An 18,785-nucleotide genomic window follows, 5' to 3' on the forward strand; every position below is an offset into this window, starting at 1 on the left:
ATCCTAAAACACAAAAACATGGGACTGTTAAAAGTACAATCCCATGCTTTTGAATTATTTAATTTTCTTTTTGATATAGCTTAAATTATCAAAATATGACTGGTTTATTCTTCATTTATAGGTACATTCTGCAGTACCCACTTTATCGATCCTGTATAAGCATCAGCCCTCGCGGTTCCTGCTGCTACTTCTAAATAAAGTCCGTCCCCGTCTGGTTGCCATGTTTCAGAAATATTGACTACTTCACGGTTTTCTGTTTTCTTTTTCTAAATTTGTACGGAAGCATCCTCAGTAAGAATCGAAATATTTCCATCATAGCTGTAACGCAAGCTATCTAATTTAGAGCCTGTCGTACTCCCTGTTAACGGCGTATCTAATTTTGCTGTCATTGTCCAAGACGGGTTGCTCGTCAGTGGACGATTATCTTTTACTGCTAAAGGCGTGTCAGGATTGATGGGATGATACGTTTTATTTTTAGGTGAAATCGCCAGTTTTTTGCCAAAGTCAATCACTTGAGGCGCAGAAACGAATTCCAATACGCCAATGCTACCAATAATGGTGATTCTCACTTCATTTGATGTCTTATTGACTTCATCGCCAGTACTGTATTTCCCTGATACTGTTGCTTGACCTACAATAAACTCTCCTTCTGCCGCATCGTCTTTTACTTCAGCTTTAAACGTAACGTTTACTTTCTTAGAGCGTGGCGTACCAGCATCTAGTTTTGCTTCAATCACTTTTGTAGAAGCATTATAGGTGGCCGTGCCAATTTTTTGACCATTTTCATCGATTACGTTAAGGTCTGTTGGTGGTTTTAAATGTGTATCATATGTTTGTGTAATCGTAACTTGTCCATATGTGCCTTTATCTTTCGCGATATAACCGGAATCTACTAAAATCTCATAGTTTAATGTTTCATTCGGTGCGATTTCTGTAGGCACTTGACCATCTTTACCAAAAACTCTTTCTGTAATGGTTAATGTTGGGCGGATTTTCATCGATTCAAAATTAGACAGGTTGGAATCATCATCCACCGCATTCGTGATCTAGCCCCTTTTCTACCTGCTTAATTGGAACTGTGTACTCCCACGGAACATCAGTATTTAGATTCGAATTTTTAAATTCTCCGATTTGATGATAACTACTGCCACTAATTATATAAAATAGACTGACATACTCACTATCTGGATCTTTCCATGTCCCTGTCATACGATAACCATTATCTGTATATTCACCATCTTTGTCTAATTGAATCACTGGCGGACCTTTCTCTGGTGCAACACCCGATCCGTCAGTTACCGCAAGCTCTAGATTTACTTCTCTAACATCGCCAGGCTTTTGATTTATATGATCCCACCTTACTGCCCATCCTGGATCAGGTTTAAGATCGTACATAGCATCCTTACCAGGATCATACACAGGTCTGTTTGAAGAACTCAATGTCTGAAAATACATATGGAATGGTTTGTTACTCGGGTTTCTTTGAGTTGTACTAAATGCCGTTGGATGATTCGTATAACCATCACGGAAGAAAGTTATACGATAGTTGTCACCGTCTCCCATGTTCTCCTCATTAAAGTAGAATCCCTCATGATTCCCTAGAGAATATAGCTTAGTATTCTCATGCCGCATGCCAACATCCATATGCACTGAATAAGCAAGAGTTGTAAGGGGATACGTATTGCTTTTTTTCAAATATTTCATACTAACATTAATACGCCCTTCTGTACCTCTCACCGGACTCATTTTAATTTTTACATAGCCATCTACGTCCATACCATTCATTACAACTGTATAGCCAATCAATTCATGTGTCTTTTCATTTTTATATAGTTTTAAAAGTGGCATGGCTCCAGATTGAAACGCTGCTACATTGCTTTTAGTACTTGCGTGAGCAATCACAAGTCCATTACCATCAGGGTGTTTACTAGCTATCCCATTTCCAAAATAATATGATACGATACCATTTGGTAAAGTTGGATTTTGGGCTAGAGCTGTCGCTACTGAAAAATTTTGTGCTTGTACATAATAAGTATTTCCTATACTGTTAAGTGCTTGATCCATGGCAGGCAATGGACGTGACCAGTCATCATCATAATCACGATAAGTTTCACCTACCAATGAGTTCACCGGCCGCTTATTGTTAAGATCCCCAAAGTACATGTAATAAGTTCTGCCGTTTTTCTCACCTGATGGAAATTCAAGCCCCGTATTTGTAAATACTTGTGTAAATTCATCTAATTCATTCTTAGAATCATCCAAAGCTGAAAAATCAATATCGCGGATTTTAGTAGACCATATTCTTGGTCTTTTACAATTAGGTGCCAGCTTTTCTTTGCTGTTAAACTTTGGCTGTTCCTCATCTTCAGTTACTAGTTTTTCTTCGCTGTCTAACCCTAGCGGTTCTTCACTTTCAGTTACTAGGCCTTCTCCACTGTAAAACTCTTCCGTACATTCAATTTCTAAATTTTCTTCACTTTCAGGCTCTTCTTGTTCCTCACAATCTATTTCTGGATTGTCTTCACTGCCAAACTCTAGCTGCTCCTCTCCTTCAATTGCCAGATTTTCCTTACTTTCAGACTCTGGCTGGCTCTCACATGCATTTGCTAGATTTTCTTCACTCTCGGATTCTTCCTGTTCCTCTCCTTCAGTTGTTAGATCTTTCCCACTTTCAGACTCTGGCTGTTTCTCCTCTTCAGTTGTTAGATCTGCCTCACTTTCAGACTCTGGCTGTTCCTCTTCTTCAGTTGTTAGATCTGCCTCACTTTCAGGCTCTGGCTGTTTCTCTTCTTCAGTTGTTAGATCTGCCTCACTTTCAGACTCTGGCTGTTTCTCTTCTTCAGTTGCTGAATTCCCCTCACTATCAGGCTCTAACTGTTCTTCACATTGAGTTGGTAGATTTTCTTCGCTGTCAGTCTCTAGTTGTTCCTCACATTCGATTTCCGACTCTGTAGGATCAATAATAGACATTTCCGCCACTGATACATTCAGTTCAGAGAAGACTAGAAGGATGACCAACATCGAAATTATTATTTTCCTCATTTTTCCTTCACCTACTTTTTTTACGTTTCAGGTTGTTTCGTTCCATCGTTCACCATAATGCTACGAGAAATAATAAGTAAAACAATGAAGTTAATTACATACTGATAACTTTGCGTACCCTCTCATTTCGTCAAATTAACGTTTTCCTTTTAATTTTTAACAAGTGATTCATCTGATTTTTATTGATTCACTTGTTAAAAAACCAATCGCAATAAAGCATTTTTCTATAAGTCATCAGCGTCAAGCGAGCGATAATCGCCTTTATCCTGCATCTTAGAAACTTAAATTGGTGTGTAATTTTCCAAAACGAAAGGAGCAAAGTAAAATGATAGAAAACAGGAGATAATCATAAGCTACTTCCAGTACAAAGGCGTATTTTTTCAATTAATTATTCATTTTTTATTGTTTTTTCTGTTTTTTCCTACTATAAAATATAAATATCAGTAATCCTACTACTATCAAAGTTAGCAACCCTACCATATAAGCTAGATAATTCGGGCCTTCAATCGATACATCTGTTGCATTGAATTGCTGTGCTTCTTCTCCTTTAATGGTAAAGTCCTTTTCGAATTCCCAAGACTCTTTGCTAGACTTCGCCTTTAAATGTAACGTATATTCTCCAGTTTTGAATTTTTCTCCATTCAATTCAATTGGATAATCAAAGTTGGAATTCGGCGCCACTTGCATGTCTTGATTTTTCGATTCATAAAGCACTTCTGTTTGACCTTTTTTCGTCACTTCTGCATCGACTTCAAAACGGTTTAAATACGTTGCCGTTGGATTTTGAAGCGTAGCATTAATGACATTGCGTGCATTCAATTGTCCTGCTTTCACATCATGTAGTTTTAAATCTTGTGTCACTTGTTCAATCGTTTCTTGTAAAGTAATTCCTACTACATAAGCATATTTATTCTCAATACTTAAGCCTTTATTGGCTTCCCCCGTATTTGTTGACGATGCCTCCTTCTCTTCTATCGTAATACCACCCGCTAAAATGCCATCAAATTCCTCTTCAGGCATCTTTACATGTAAAAATAAATCTTTACTCCCTTTAGCTGGAATCGTAATCTCTTTTTCTGTTGTAATTAAATCCCCTAACTCATACCGCAATGTAGGATCCGGTTCAGCGTTTGTAGGGCCATACTCTACAACACCATTAAGGTTTGTTGTAGCTGAATGGATTTTAGGCTCAATGATGACATCCTCTCCCGTATCATTTTTTAATTGAATCGTTAATGTCTGCTCTTGATTCGGCTTCATCATTAAATTGAAATAAGATTTTTGTTTATCAATTTGGTTATCCGGAATAACGGTATATACACCAAAGTTAAATTCAGATGCTAAAGCAAATGGTGTAAACGATACTAGACTTACAATTAATAGTCCAAATAAGGTCCATAAAGTATTTTTTCTCATAATCTGTACCATCCTTACATTAAAGAGTTTTTCTAAAAAATCTTCTAAGTTATTAATGAGGGTAAAAAACCCGCTATACTTTCCTCTAGCAATGGAGCAACAGGTGTCACGAAGACGTGGTACTCCTGTTGCTTTATTGCCGATAGAATTAGTATGATTTAATGCGGGTTTTCACCCTGTATATCAACATATTGACTGAAATGATAGGTTCCTATTTGTGTTTATAGGACAATCCTCCATCATGACTATGTTTATTATTGTTGTGTTTCTGTTTCTGGTTCTGTTTCTGATCCTGCATCTTTTCCAGGAGTGTCTGTTAGTGTCCAAGTTAATGAAGTAGAATATTGTTCTCCTGCATATTTTGTAGTTTTACCTGGAACAAAAAGTTCAATACTGTCTGCCGCTGTTTGGTCTTCACCAAATACTAAAACGTAAGTACCATTACCTTCCCCTACTTTAGCGGTCATAATATCTTCTACTACTCCATTTCCTTCTGGCTTTAAACTAAATGTTTTTTTAGAAATAGATGGTATAGGAGATTCAGAAGCTGTATTCACCCAAGCATTTTTAAAAGTAATTTCAGCACCAGCCAGTTCCTTACCTGTCTCGGTCTTGAATTGACCATCTTGCTTCACTTGCAGGGACCAACCTGCATCTGTCCCACGAGTATCTGAAACTTGAACATAGTTCGGACCGTCGCCACGCTTACCAAATTTTTGTGCTTTTGCATAGTAAGTTTTATTGGCAGAAGTAATATCTTGCGTACCAAAATCTAAGCTAGAAGCATAGTCAATACTTAATGGACCAGGTGTTCCCGGCTTTGTTGGACCGGTTGGATCTACTGGATCTACTGGATCTGGGTTACCTGGATCAGTTGGATCTACTGGCGGTGTTACGGAGCCTTCTCCATCATTTTGTTTAAATTGGATAATCGTATTAGATGTATATGCGCCGCCATGTCCTTTGTTTTCTTCACCTTCTGCAAACGCAGTTGCACTTCCTCCTAATACGAAACCTGTTAACATTGTTGCTGCAACGCCTAGCGCTTTTAAATTAGTATTAATTTTCATTTTTTATCATCCTTTATTATTTTTATTATTTGTCAATTGGAACATCCGATAATTTCCATGTTAATTTTGTCCTGTATTGCACAGCATCCTTTGCCGTACCCCCTGGAATAGTAAGGGTAATCGCTTTGTTTTTTTGAACTTTATTACCTTTGCCATCCGTCATTTCTTCTACTGTCCCCCAAAGATTCACCCAAAGGCCAGCCCCTTCAGTTGGTTTTGCTGACATGACAAGTGACTCGGCTCCCTGTGGTTCTAATTTAATTTCTTTAGCTGTTGGCGGTGTCACTTGTGTTTTACCTGAGACAATTGGATTTTTAAATTCGATTACCGCGCCTTCTAATGTTTTATTTTGTGTGGTAGCATCCTCATTAGAAAACTGCCCTTCTTGTTTAACGGTTAATGTCCATCCGGCATTTTTTCCGCGATTATCTGAGATTTGGGCATAGTTTGGTACATATTTACTTTCCCCACCAATACGTAACTCCTGTGCATTCGCATAGTAAGTAACCTTACCGCTCTTGATTTCATTAACACCAAAATCGAGACTTGATACAAAATCAATACCTAGTGGACCGCCAGTTCCTGGCCCTGGACCCGATGGATCTGTCGGATCTACTGGATCTACTGGCTTCTCTGGATCTGGATCAGTTGGATCTACCGGACCTGTTGAACCTGAATTCTCAACAAATTTCACTATTCCATTTGTTTGATACGTTTTTGCTCCTTCTTCTTTTTCTTCCTCTGTTCCATTTGCTAAAGCAAATAATGGCGAAATGGCCATACTACTTAATACCGTAGCGATCGCTGCAACTTGCATTGTCTTTTTCTTCAATGGTTAAATCTCCTTTCATCTTGTATTTTTTTATATTTACGTACCAGTTCAAATGCTAATACGGTAAATAACACTACTAAAATTTTTCATTTCTACATAAGGTTCTTCCACCGTTTTGTGGAGTACTTACAAATAAGTGATAAACCAATTTCTTTATTTTATGTAATAAAATTACAGTCATTAAGCAGAAAAAGACCTTTCGAGGTTCAACCATCCTCTCACTTCATTTGTTTTGCATTTTATTTATACTTACGATCGAATAAAATCCGATACGGTAATTGACTCTCTTTAAATTATGATTTTTCATAACTCTCATCTGTAAGCTTTCTCTATGCATTTAAATTATTGGTATCCCTTATTTCGCAAAAACCTAACTTCCTCTTAATTTGATAATTTTGCGATTTAGAATTATAGATGAAAAAGAAATACTAAGAAACTTTCTCTACTTTTCACACTAAACCTACGCCTTATCCTGAACTCCTTTAAACATCTTTTTTCTTTTTTTATGTTTGTTTTTACTTTTTCAATCTTTTACAGTTACCTACTGTAACGCATTTTGCAAGAAAATAAAAATCAACTTTTGTTGCTTTTCCGGAAAAACTTGATAACGGGGAATTTGGAATCTTAAAAACATCATTTCCATTACCCAAATACAAGTTTGTTTACTTTTTACACTTAACTTATACCTCTAATTGACTTTCTTTAAACATATTTTTTCTTTTATTACGTTTGTTTTTTTCTTCCATATTTACAGTTGCCAACTGTAACGCATTTTTCAATATAATAAAGATCAACTTTCGTTGCTTTTCCAAAAAAATTTGATAATAAGAAATCTGGAATCTTAGTAACATCATTTCTATTACTACAAACACAAGATTTGTTTACTTTTACACGTAACCTATACCTCTAGTTGACTCTCTTTAAACATATTTTTTCTTTTTTATGTTTAATTTTCCTTTCCACCTTTTACAGTTACCCGCTGTAGCGCATTTTTCAATATAATATAAATCAATTTTGTTGCTTTCCCAAAAAAACTTGATAATAAGGAAGTCGGAATCAATGAGTTAAAACTTAAAGGTTATTTTCGGAATAGCGTGAAAATAACTGCGTTATTTGGACCTCGTGTAATGACATGGCCTCAGGTTCACAAATAGCCATTATTCAACTTTATTTATAAAATTATCCCATTTATAAAACGAATAAAGGAATTCTTTTATCTTTAATGCTCTGACTCATTCAGCGTATATCCTTCCTTGAAAAGATGCAAATCAACTTTTGTTGATTTTTGAACATATTTTGATAAACTGATTACTTGCCATCATTATAAGTATTCTTTTCACCCTTATATCCCAGATTCGAATGATGTTTCCTTTGAAAGAAAGACTTATCTATCCTTTTATGTAGTTCGGTCTATCTCATTTGGAGACTCCGTGGACACAAAAAAAAGTGAGAAGCGATGCATAAAGCATACTCCTCACTCTTTATATTTACTGTTTTACAAAATAGTCTATTTGCTGAGCCTTCATAAAACCGGCCCTCTCATAAACTGAAAGTGCCTTTCGATTGTCGATTTCTACATCGAGCATGACGAATTTCACGCCAATTTTGCTCGCATAATCTTTGGAAAATGAAAGCATTGCCGTACCAATCCCTTGCCCCTCGCAAGTTGGATGAACTGCTAACGCCGTGACCCATTGAATTTCATTTTCTTGGGCAGTCGTCACGGTTCCAACAACTTTTCCGTCTTTACGTGCTACCCATAGTTTTCTTCCAGTCGTTGACGTATTAAAAGCGATTAGCTCCTCAGACTCTTCAGGTAGATCTCCAAACGCTGCACTATAAATAGCAATCAGCTCTGCCTGTTCATCTGTATAAGGATTAATTTCGATATCATTCTTTAATTCTACTGCCTCTGCTTTTGTTTCTAAAGTGGCTTCTGAAAAGCTATATGCAAAGCCCATCTTTTCAATAAATGTGTGTCCGAAAGGCGCCCCATCGATCAATACCGCCAATTGACCTTCTGCTCCACGCTCTTCGAGGCCTGCCTGTAAAACTTCTACTAAAGCAGTTCCAATTCCTTTTTGACGGTACGTAGGTGTTACAACTAAAGACCATTCATATGTATGCAGCCCCATTAGATCGATTGCACTAGCCGCACCCACTAAGACATCTTTGTCATCTTCGTAAGCAAGTACCATAAAGCCCTTCGATTCAAAGGAACTCGCCATAGGCAAACCCATAGCTGTTTCATAAACACGATAGTCATGTGTAGTCGCTTCTTCACACAATAATTTTAATTCATTTAATGTTTCCCCATCTAACGGAAAAGACACTGTCATCACTGAAATATTCATCATTTACTCCGTTCCTGTATCAAACTATTGCCCTATTGTAGCAAGAAAGAAAATAAGCTGGCAACAAATAATGTTTGACACTTCTAATTATTAACAATTCTTTTCAAATTTAGTGAAATTAAAAAGTTACTATGATTATTGACGGTTATAATGACTGAAAGTTACTATAATCACGTGTGCACTTATACACGCCCCATTTATCTGAAAGTCCGATTTCCACTGCGAATGGATGTCTAGTCGCTCCCTTACCTAAGTAAAATATCATTAATAAATCCTCTATCGTTCAATAATAAAACTCTATTTTTCATTTTATTATTATCCATAATTATACTATTTTTATAGATGAATTACAGTTAAAATTTGAATTGATATACTATACCCCAACTAAAAAAGAGCAACCCAAAAAATTTCGGAATTACTCTTTCTTATGCTTAAGGAATGAGATTTATACCTACATCGTTTCGTTCACCCTACTCATCAAGATGATGGGATGAAGATTGTAGCATTTGCGCATAAATGCCACCGGATTCCATTAACGCTTGTTGAGAGCCCGCTTCTACTAACTCACCTTTGTGCAGAACAAGCACCATATCGGCATTATGCACAGTATTCAAACGGTGAGCAATAACAAAGCTTGTGCGTCCCTGCATTAACAGATCAAGAGCTTCTTGAATCGCAAGCTCCGTAACGGTATCAATACTACTTGTCGCCTCATCCAATAATAAAACTTTCGGGTCGGCAATCAATGCTCGTGCAATGGACAATAACTGTTTTTGGCCTTGCGAAATGCCACTGCCATCTGCGACAAGTACTGTGTCATAGCCATCCTTTAGCGACTTGATAAAGTCATGTGCATTTGCACGCTTTGCCGCTTCCTCTATCTCCTCATCACTAGCATCTAATCGACCATAACGAATATTTTCACGTACAGTTGCTTCAAATAAAAACGGATCCTGCAACACAAAGGCCATTTGTGAGCGCAATGCCTGTCGTTCGATTTGCTGAACATTGACACCATCAAATAAAACCTCACCTTTGGATACTTCATAAAATCTTGCAATTAGCTGCAAAATCGTTGTTTTGCCTGCTCCAGTTGCGCCCACAAGAGCTACCGTTTGCCCAGGCTCCACGTTAAAATGAATGTCCTTTAATGTGTAAGCTTCTTCTTTTTGCTCATATTTAAAGTACACATGTTGAAAACTTACCTGTCCTTCTAGTTTATGCTTTTGCGCTGAAGCTGCTTCCTCTTCAGGCTGTTCATCCAGTAGTGCAAATACACGCTCAGCACCAGCAATTGCTGACAGCACGGTATTAAATTGATTGGCCAAATCATTTAACGGTCGTGTAAATTGCCTTGCGTATTCTGTAAAAATAACAATGACGCCGATGGATACATGCCCATAAAGAGCAAGTACACCGCCAATACCAGCTACAATTGTAAAGCTCATATTGTTTAAAAAGTTCATGACCTTTGGAATATAGCCAGAGTATGTCTGTGCCCAAAAGCCCGTTCTTTTTAATCGTATACTTTTTTCGCGAAACTCCTCTTTCATTCGTTCTTCTTGCGAGAAAGCTTTCACAATTCTCTGGCCCGAAATCGTTTCTTCAATCATGCCATTTAGAGCTCCTATGGCTGCTTGCTGTTCCTTAAATAATGGTGCAGTTCTCCGTGTAATCCAACGCATCGCCCAAAACATAATCGGTATAATCGTCATTGTTAATACCGTTAGTAAAGGGCTTAAACTTAGCATGATGATGACTGTTCCCGTCAGTGTTAATACACTCGAAAACACTTGAATAAAGGAGCTATTTAATGTGGAGCTAACAGCTTCAATATCATTCGTCATCCGACTCATTATTTCTCCATGCTGACGACGATCAAAAAAAGCAATCGGCAGTCTTTGGAAATGCTCAAATACACTCGTTCGTAATCTATAAATGGTTTGCTGGGCAATACCAATCATCCAATAGTTTTGTAAAAATAACGATACGGCTAATAAAGCATATATGCCGATTAACAGCATAATCCCCTTCTCTAATCCTGCCAGCTCCCCGTGCGTTACGTACATGTCAATCATTTTACCAATTACATATGGCCCAAGAAGAGCCAACACGGAACTCACCAAAACAAGTAACAGTACGGTCAGTAGTAGTACACGTTGTTCATCAACTATTTTCCATAAACGTAGCAGTGTACTTTTCCAATTTGTCGCACGAGGTCCCTTCTTTTTCTTAACCGTTTGCTTCACATCATCCTTCGTCAAAATCGGCTCATAGCCAAAAGGTTTTTGGAAAAATCCCATTATTCCTCCACCTCCTGTTGGGAGATTGCGATTTTTTTATAGAGCGCTGACGTTTGCAGAAGCTCTTCATGCGTCCCATATGCGACTACTTTTCCGGCATCGATGAGTAAAATACGATGTGCGCCTTTCGCTGTGCGAATTTTTTGAGTGACGACTAACATTGTTGCTTGTTCTTCACTCAACGCCTCCCATAATGCCTGCTCCGTTTTCACATCAAGCGCACTCGTACTATCATCAAGCATCAATATATGTCCTTTTCTTAATAACGCTCTTGCAATCGACAATCTTTGTTTTTGACCACCCGAAAGATTGACACCCTTCTGACCGACTCTTGTTTCGTAACCATTTGGGAAATCTTCCACAGAAGCATGGATTTGTGCTTGCATGGTAGCGTGTAACACTGCATCCATGTCAGCCTCTGCATCGCCCCAACGAACATTATCAGCAATGCTTCCTGTAAATAATAAAGACTGTTGCGGAACATAGCCGATCGTTTCGCGCAGCTCTTGTAAATCCCATTGCTGCACATCTTTCCCCTCTACTACGATTTTACCTTCTGTCACATCGTAGAAACGTGGGATAAGCTGTAATAGCGTTGATTTCCCTGCACCTGTTACCCCCATAATGGCCAGCTTTTCACCCGATTTCACTCGGAAGCTTACATCGGAAAGTACAGGCGTGTCTCCCCCAGGATACGTAAAGCTTACATGCTCAAAAGCTAATTCTCCGAAGTTTAAATCATTCGATGTTTTCTCTGAAAATGATGGTAGTTCAATCTCATTTTCAGTCGAAAGGACTTCTGCCATTCGCTCTGCTGAAGCCTTTGCACGCGCATAAAAAATAATAATAAAGGCAAACATCGAAAACGCGCCTGTCATACGCATTGCATAATTGACAATGGCCACTACATCTCCAAGTGGTGTTGTACCGGACCCTATTTGTTTTGTCCCAAACCACAGCACTGCAAGTAGACTCATATTCATAATGAATAACAATACAGGCATAATATATTCCATTGTGCGTAGAGCTTTTACTGTATCTATTTTTAAGCGTGAGGCCACTTCATCAAAACGCGAGGCTTCATAGGCACCTCGTAAATAAGCTTTCACCAATCGAATAGCCTGTAAATTTTCCTGTAGTACTCGATTCAAACGATCGACTCTCTTTTGCACACGTCCAAAATAAGACACACCTTTTGCCACCATAACAATAAGAAAAATAAAAATAATCGGTGCGCCAATAACTAAAAACAGCGCTAGTTTAGCGTTTACAACAAAAGCCATAATGATGCTACCAATAACAGCAAGTGGTGCACGAAGCATAATACGCAAACTCATAAATAGCACAGTCTGAACTTGCGTTACATCATTCGTTAATCTTGTAATAAGAGACGCCGTTGAGAATTTTTGATAAGTAGCTAATGTAAAGGATTGTATTTTTTCAAACAACGCATTACGTAAATCATAAGAGAAACTCTGTGCTGTATGTGATGAAAAATATGAATTAACGACACCAGCTATAAAAGCTACGAAAGATAAGGTCAGTAACACCATTCCCCATTGCCAAATCATCCCTTGATTTTGAGCACGTACTCCATCATCTATAATTTTCGCCATAATCAGTGGCTGCGCGAGCTCCACAAACAATTCCAACAGCATTAAACTAAATGCGATTAATGCTGTCCATTTATAAGGCTTTACATAGGAAAAAACTTCTTTCATATTCTTCCCCCTCGTTCTTTATAAAGGCGTTCCATAAATTTAACTATAACAAGGAACCCCATACTGTATTTTTTACTTTCCCTTCACCTATAGAAAGCCATGTTGCACAAGCAAGTTAACGATGGACTAAACACAATAACTGCAATCACCATCGCTGTTAGCCGGTGCAATAATAGATAGGATGCGTATTAACTAAAGCATATTAAAGCGGTCATAAAGCATGTAACCTTAAAATCTATGAAAACGAGCCACAAGTTATATAAGCTTCCCCAACTGATAACAAGTAGAAGCGCCCTGAATACAATGTGTAGTAGGAAAACCGCTACTCCCCATAATAAGACTTTGCTACTAACCCTGAAAGCATCAAATGAAGCATTCGTTAGTAGGAGAAAAAAACCTATTCGTGTATCCATAATCCCTATTACTTGATATTTTGGTAACCCTTTCTTTAAACTAAGAGAGACATAAGCAATATAAGTACCAAAAATTGTAACGAGATAACGAATACAGCAATACTTCAGTTGGTTGCTGGCAAATGACGAAATACCTTTTTTAGTAAAATATCAATATGTAAATAATATAATACCTGCAACCGATAAAACATTAAAAAGGTCCATCGCTACCTATAACATGAACCAGAGCTAATAAATACCATTTCTTTTAAATGTCACATATACTACTCACTTCCTATATATATACTAAAAAATGTTATTTTTCTTCAAATCTTTCCATGTTTTTCGTTAAAAAAGTCCTTATATTTTTTATTATCAAATATTTACAATCATATTCATAATGACTAATTCCTGATAATTAACTATAATAATAGTATATATAGATTACTCAAGGAGATCGAATAATCATGAGTCATATGCATAAATTATTTACCATTGATGAACATTATTTAAATTCACTTCCTTTTCCTGCAATTGTCATGAATCAAGATGGACAAGTTATACATTTGGGAAAGCTTGCTGAACAGCTATTTGGTTTTTCAGCTACTACTATTAAAGAACATACCGCTTCATTCATTCACGAAAATTTACTACGTCAGCTTTCATTAGAAAAATTTCAAACCATTTTACAAAATGATGACAGTACGTATATCAATCAAATCCAACTGAAAACGTATACAAACGAAGAAATTAACTCAGCGCTGCTAGCTAAACCATTTACTGAACAAGGAGAGCGTTTCATCCTTATGATGTTTATGCTACCAGAATTAATGATTAATTCTGTCTCAAACTGCGGTACTCTCGCAAAATTAAAACAAGGTTTAGACTCAACATTTATGACCGTAGCACTAGATCATGATGGGTTCATTTTAGAATGTAATGCTGAATTTCTAAAAACGAGTCAGTGGACACCAAAACGTGTGATTGGTAAAACGTTCTGGCAGCTATTCCCTGATAATAAAGAAAGCGAAAAGATTACAACTACCATTTGGCGTAATTTAAACAATGGCCAAACGTGGCAAGGCGAAATCGAAAAAGTTACAAAAACAGGTCAATCTTATTGGGTACTACTCACGGCTATCCCAACATTTGATATCGAAATAAATGAGCAACAATTTTTATTGATTGAAAAGGATATCACGAAGTCTAAGTCCATACAGCATCAGCTTGAAAAAATCGCTTATATCGATACAGAAACAGGTCTTATGAATGCACATCGTCTCGAAAAAGTGATTTCCAACATGATTGAGGATGAAAGACACTTCTCTTTCGTCTATTTAAGTATTGATAAATTTTATACATTAAAAGAATTACATGATCAGCAAATTGACCAAAGTCTTATTGTAGAGTTTACAAATCGTATAAAAATGTACTTCCAAGATAGCACGATGGCACGTATTAACGAAAATGATTTTGTCGTAATTACACCATTAAGTGAATGGTTTATTCAAGGCTTCCTGTCTTACTTACAACAACATCCAATTTATAACAGTAATGTAGCTGTCCCTATTTCTATTAGCGGCGGAATTACACGTTATCCAGAGGATCAAACTACATTCTCCCAACTAATGAAGGCATCTATTGCTACTATTACAACTGTCCGTGAGGCCGGTGGCGATAAAATCGTCTCCCTATCCAAAGCAACACATAAAGCATTAAATCGTAAAGCTTTAATTGAAAAACGTTTACTTCAGGCTCTTGACCAAAAAAATCTAAAAGTCCTTTATCAGCCGCAAATTGATGTTACTTCAGGTAAAATCACAGCTGTAGAAGCACTAGTTCGTTGGGAAGATGAAGTAATAGGCGTTGTCTCACCAGATGAGCTCATTCCAATTGCGGAGGAAACGGGTCTTATTAATAATATCGGTTCCTTTATGATAGAAAAAGCTTGTGAACAGGCTCTCATCTGGAAAAAAGCTGGTCTAAATTTAAAAGTATCTATTAACTCTTCTGTACGCGAATTCCGTGATAAAAACATGGCGCAGTCTATTCTTGAAACATTAGCGAAAACGGGCTGTCCTGCAAATCTTATTCAAATCGAAATTACAGAGAAGTTTGCTCTTGAAGCAGAGGCTGCTACCTCTATTACAAAGCAAATGCGTAAGCTTGAAAATGAGGGAGTCTCCTTTATACTAGATGATTTCGGTACCGGATATGGCTCATTCAGATATATGCAAATTCTACCGATAGATACATTGAAAATCGATAAAACATTTACAAGTTCTCTATTAAAATCTGAGAAAACCCAAAAGCTTATGAACGGTATGGTACAACTCGGAAAATCTATGGAACTTAAAGTTGTCGCTGAAGGTGTCGAAACGGCTGAACAAGCAGATCTTTTAATGGCTTATGGCTGTGATGCGATTCAAGGTTACTATATTAGTAAGCCAATTCATGCTGAGGAAATTGAAGCATTACTTGTTAAATAGTTAATTTTAAAAAGGAGGTTACGTTTAAAAACGTAGCCTCCTTTTTGTTGTTGAGAAACTATTATGTTATGAAGGTAAATAACTCTTTGACAAAGTGAAGGGTTGATTTCCGTTCCGACTGAGCGCTTTCCTGGGGGCGTTTGATGAGCCGCTTCGCTTGCGCTCCAAGGTAACTTATAAACATGACATACTTTTTAAAATACCTCCCCTAATTATAATTTGGGGCTTTTCAGAAAAAGAGATGTATCAAATTATGATACATCTCCCTTTATGGTAAGACTTATAAACCAAGTGCTCGATACATAATCGCTGTAAATTGTGCTCGAGTTAAGTTGTCATTTGGTCTGAAATTACCGTTTTCATCACCTAGTGCAATGTTATGATCCGCTAGAGCGGCAATATATTCACTCGCCCAGTGTGATGAGTCGACATCCTTGAATGTACTATTGCCTTCTGGCGTTAAGCCAAATGCAATCACGATCACTTTCGCCATTTCAGCACGTGTTATAGAAGCGTTTGGTCGGAATGCTCCATTTGAACCGTCCACGATACCCGCTCTTTGTAGTCGTGTAATTTGTTCATAATTTACATGACTTTTAGGGACATCTAAAAAGGATACAGCGTCTCGAATTGATGCTGGTTGTAATGCACGATCAATCATAAGCACCACATGTTGACGTTGAATTATATCATTCGGTCGAAAAGTGCCATCTGGGTAACCTATAATAATGCATCGCTTGGCAACTTCTTTAATCATATCTTGCGCCCAGTTATGATCAATATCCTTGAAAGTAATGTCACAGCGCTTACTATCCTTCATCCATCGCGCATATAACGTTAGATTTTTTGATACGACATCTTTTGCAAAATCCCATGCCTTTGTGAATTTTTCATCTTTATACCAGCCGATAAATAGATAGCCCTCCTTCGTTGGATTAGAGGGAGCTTTCACTAAAGCTTTATACGCTACTGTTTGGGATAGAATTTTACTGCCTCCGTTTGAATCAAAAGTAACAATATAATCAACTTCTGACACATCATCCTTTTTCCACTTCGCATACAAAGTTATGTCTGCCGTTACTTTATCTTTCGTAAAGTCCCATGTATTTTTAAGTTCCGCATCCTTATGCCAGCCAATAAATTCATAACCGTCTTTCACTGGAGTAGTTGGGACTTTCAGGAGGTCGTTATAGCCTACTGTTTGGGATGGTACTTTATTTCCACCATTAGAGTCAAAAATGACTTGATAGTTGGATGAACCTCCGCCAGAGCCACCTGAGCCCCCACCCGAAGTGTTATCCTTTGTCCATTTCGCATATAAAGTAACGTTTTTTGTCACGACGTCTTTTGCAAAATCCCATGGTATTGTCAATTCTTTATCTTTATGCCAGCCGCCAAATGTATAGCCTTCCTTATTAGGTGTGCTTGGTGCTTTCACTAATTCGTTATATCCCACTACTTGAGATGAGACTGCGCTTCCGCCATTCGTATCAAACGTAACGATATAGCTTACTTTCGACCATTTAGCGAATAACGTAATATCTTTTTTCACTACATTTTGATCGAAATTCCATACTTCTGTTAGATCTTCATCTTTATGCCAACCTTCAAATGTGTAGCCTTCTTTTACTGGAGTGGTAGGAGCTTCTGTTAATTCGCCATACACTACCGGTTGAGTTGGCACTTCGCTTCCTCCATTGGAATCAAACTTGACAAACATCCTCCACTTAGCATAAATAGTCATTGGTTTAGTGACAGAGTAATTCCACTTTCTCGTAGAATCTTTATCTTCAAACCACCCGAGGAAATATTTCTCACCCTCCTTATACGGAGCAAAAGGATACTCCTCTTTATCCCATTGGAAATTATGATCTCCATTAAAGTTTACAACCTCTAATGGATTAGAACGAAATGCTCTCTTTCCTATTGTTGTCACGCTTGACGGGATATCTACGTTTGTTAATTGATTCTTTATAAATGCATAGTCTCCTATTGATGTCACGTTTGATGGGATTTTTACACTTGTTAATTTATTATCATAAAATGAAAATTCTTCTATCTCCGTTACATTTGGTGGGATTACTACACTTTCTAAATGATTGAACATAAATGCATAAGATCCTATTCTTGTCACACTTGGTGGGATATATATATTTTTTAATTTATTATTATAAAATGCAGCTTTTCCTATCATTATCACGTTTTCGTGGATGGCTACATTTTCTAATTCATTACCACTAAACGTCTCATCTGCTATTGTTGTCACCTTTGGTGGGATGGTTACATTTGTTAATTCATTAGCAGCAAATGCGCTCTCTTCTATTGTTGTTACGTTTTCATGGATGGCTATACTTTCTAATTTATTCCAAGAAAATACATCCTTTTCTATCGTTGTAACCTTTGGGGGAATTTTTACACTCGTTAATTGATTAAACATAAATGCTCTAGATCCTATCATTGTCACGCTTGATGGAATTTCTATACTTTCTAATTTATTTTCATAAAATGCACCCTCTCTTATCGTTGACACGTTTGGGGAAATTTCTACTCTTTTTAATAGATTAAAAGCAAATACTCCCTTTTCTATCGTAGTCACACTTGAGGGGATTTCTACACTTTCTAATTTATTTATCTTAAATGCTTGCTCTCCTATCGTTGTCACATTTGGGGGGATATTCACACTTTTTAATTCATTGTGATAAAACGCCATCTCTCCTATCGTTGTCACACTTGAGGGGATTTCTACATTTGTTAATAGATTAGAAGCAAATACAGAGTTTCCTATCATTGTCATGCTTGAGGGGATTTCCACTCTTTTTAATAGATTAGAAGCAAATGCTGAATCTCCTATCGTTGTCACATTTGAGGGGATTTCCACTCTTTTCAATAAATTAGAAGCAAATGCTGAATCTCCTATCGTTGTCACGCTTGATGGAATTGTTACACTTGTGATGTATTTTTTATAAAATGCTTTGTTTCCTATTTCTACAACTGATTCACCATTGATTTCATCGGGAATGACAACATCCTTTTTTTCACCGTAATATTCTTCAATAGCAACACCATTACCACGATCTACAATACCAAAATCATCGGCAATTTTGGGTACATTAGTCATCCCTTCATCGTTCAAAGAAGTATTTTCATCCTCCGTAATAGTTGCGGC

10 protein-coding genes are annotated in these 18,785 nt (G+C 37.2%); 1 reads left to right on the top strand and 9 read right to left on the bottom strand.

What is annotated here, in order from left to right; translation table 11 throughout:
* Positions 1-266 precede the first annotated feature (266 nt).
* The 8 genes from B1B04_RS23385 to B1B04_RS23425 all read right to left on the bottom strand — a co-directional run bounded on the left by B1B04_RS23385 (position 267) and on the right by B1B04_RS23425 (position 12,738).
* Positions 267-1,034: a hypothetical protein gene (locus tag B1B04_RS23385; protein ID WP_079563746.1), complete on the bottom strand. Its 768-nt coding sequence runs from the start codon at positions 1,032-1,034 to the stop codon at positions 267-269.
* Complete coding sequence (locus B1B04_RS23390) at positions 1,027-3,042, bottom strand: hypothetical protein (protein WP_079563747.1); 2,016 nt, start codon at positions 3,040-3,042, stop codon at positions 1,027-1,029. Before B1B04_RS23390 ends, B1B04_RS23385 begins: the two co-directional genes overlap by 8 nt.
* Before the next feature lie 399 nt (positions 3,043-3,441).
* On the bottom strand, positions 3,442-4,458 hold the full coding sequence (locus B1B04_RS23395; protein ID WP_079563748.1) for a WxLIP family cell surface protein: 1,017 nt from the start codon (positions 4,456-4,458) through the stop codon (positions 3,442-3,444).
* A gap of 254 nt (positions 4,459-4,712) precedes the next feature.
* Positions 4,713-5,528: a WxL domain-containing protein gene (locus tag B1B04_RS23400; RefSeq protein WP_079563749.1), complete on the bottom strand. Its 816-nt coding sequence runs from the start codon at positions 5,526-5,528 to the stop codon at positions 4,713-4,715.
* Positions 5,529-5,553: 25 nt separating this feature from the next.
* Positions 5,554-6,360, bottom strand: a complete 807-nt coding sequence (locus tag B1B04_RS23405; protein ID WP_079563750.1) for a WxL domain-containing protein — start codon at positions 6,358-6,360, stop codon at positions 5,554-5,556.
* 1,487 nt (positions 6,361-7,847) lie between these two features.
* Positions 7,848-8,717 (bottom strand): GNAT family N-acetyltransferase, encoded by an 870-nt coding sequence (locus B1B04_RS23415; RefSeq protein ID WP_240518377.1) that lies wholly within the window; start codon positions 8,715-8,717, stop codon positions 7,848-7,850.
* A gap of 467 nt (positions 8,718-9,184) precedes the next feature.
* Positions 9,185-11,017: an ABC transporter ATP-binding protein gene (locus B1B04_RS23420; protein WP_079563752.1), complete on the bottom strand. Its 1,833-nt coding sequence runs from the start codon at positions 11,015-11,017 to the stop codon at positions 9,185-9,187.
* Positions 11,017-12,738, bottom strand: a complete 1,722-nt coding sequence (locus B1B04_RS23425; protein ID WP_079563753.1) for an ABC transporter ATP-binding protein — start codon at positions 12,736-12,738, stop codon at positions 11,017-11,019. Before B1B04_RS23425 ends, B1B04_RS23420 begins: the two co-directional genes overlap by 1 nt.
* 859 nt (positions 12,739-13,597) lie before the next feature.
* On the opposite strand from B1B04_RS23425, the gene B1B04_RS23430 reads away from it, so the two are divergent.
* Positions 13,598-15,619, top strand: a complete 2,022-nt coding sequence (locus tag B1B04_RS23430; protein WP_079563754.1) for an EAL domain-containing protein — start codon at positions 13,598-13,600, stop codon at positions 15,617-15,619.
* Between the two features lie 280 nt (positions 15,620-15,899).
* On the opposite strand, the gene B1B04_RS23435 is transcribed toward B1B04_RS23430, so the two are convergent.
* Positions 15,900-18,785 (bottom strand): leucine-rich repeat protein (locus tag B1B04_RS23435; protein WP_079563755.1); only part of this gene is annotated, 2,886 nt, incomplete at its 5' end.

The sequence above is a fragment of the Lysinibacillus sp. KCTC 33748 genome, from assembly GCF_002237755.1.
In the GTDB taxonomy this organism is placed as follows: Bacteria; Bacillota; Bacilli; order Bacillales_A; family Planococcaceae; genus Lysinibacillus.

What these genes read in the sequence shown, in the direction of transcription:
- B1B04_RS23420 (WP_079563752.1), bottom strand. Translation starts at nt 11,017, where the DNA reads ATGGGATTTTTCCAAAAACCTTTTGGCTATGAGCCGATTTTGACGAAG.
- B1B04_RS23415 (WP_240518377.1), bottom strand. Translation starts at nt 8,717, where the DNA reads ATGATGAATATTTCAGTGATGACAGTGTCTTTTCCGTTAGATGGGGAA.
- B1B04_RS23425 (WP_079563753.1), bottom strand. Translation starts at nt 12,738, where the DNA reads ATGAAAGAAGTTTTTTCCTATGTAAAGCCTTATAAATGGACAGCATTA.
- B1B04_RS23390 (WP_079563747.1), bottom strand. Translation starts at nt 3,042, where the DNA reads ATGAGGAAAATAATAATTTCGATGTTGGTCATCCTTCTAGTCTTCTCT.
- B1B04_RS23400 (WP_079563749.1), bottom strand. Translation starts at nt 5,528, where the DNA reads ATGAAAATTAATACTAATTTAAAAGCGCTAGGCGTTGCAGCAACAATG.
- B1B04_RS23430 (WP_079563754.1), top strand. Translation starts at nt 13,598, where the DNA reads ATGAGTCATATGCATAAATTATTTACCATTGATGAACATTATTTAAAT.
- B1B04_RS23395 (WP_079563748.1), bottom strand. Translation starts at nt 4,458, where the DNA reads ATGAGAAAAAATACTTTATGGACCTTATTTGGACTATTAATTGTAAGT.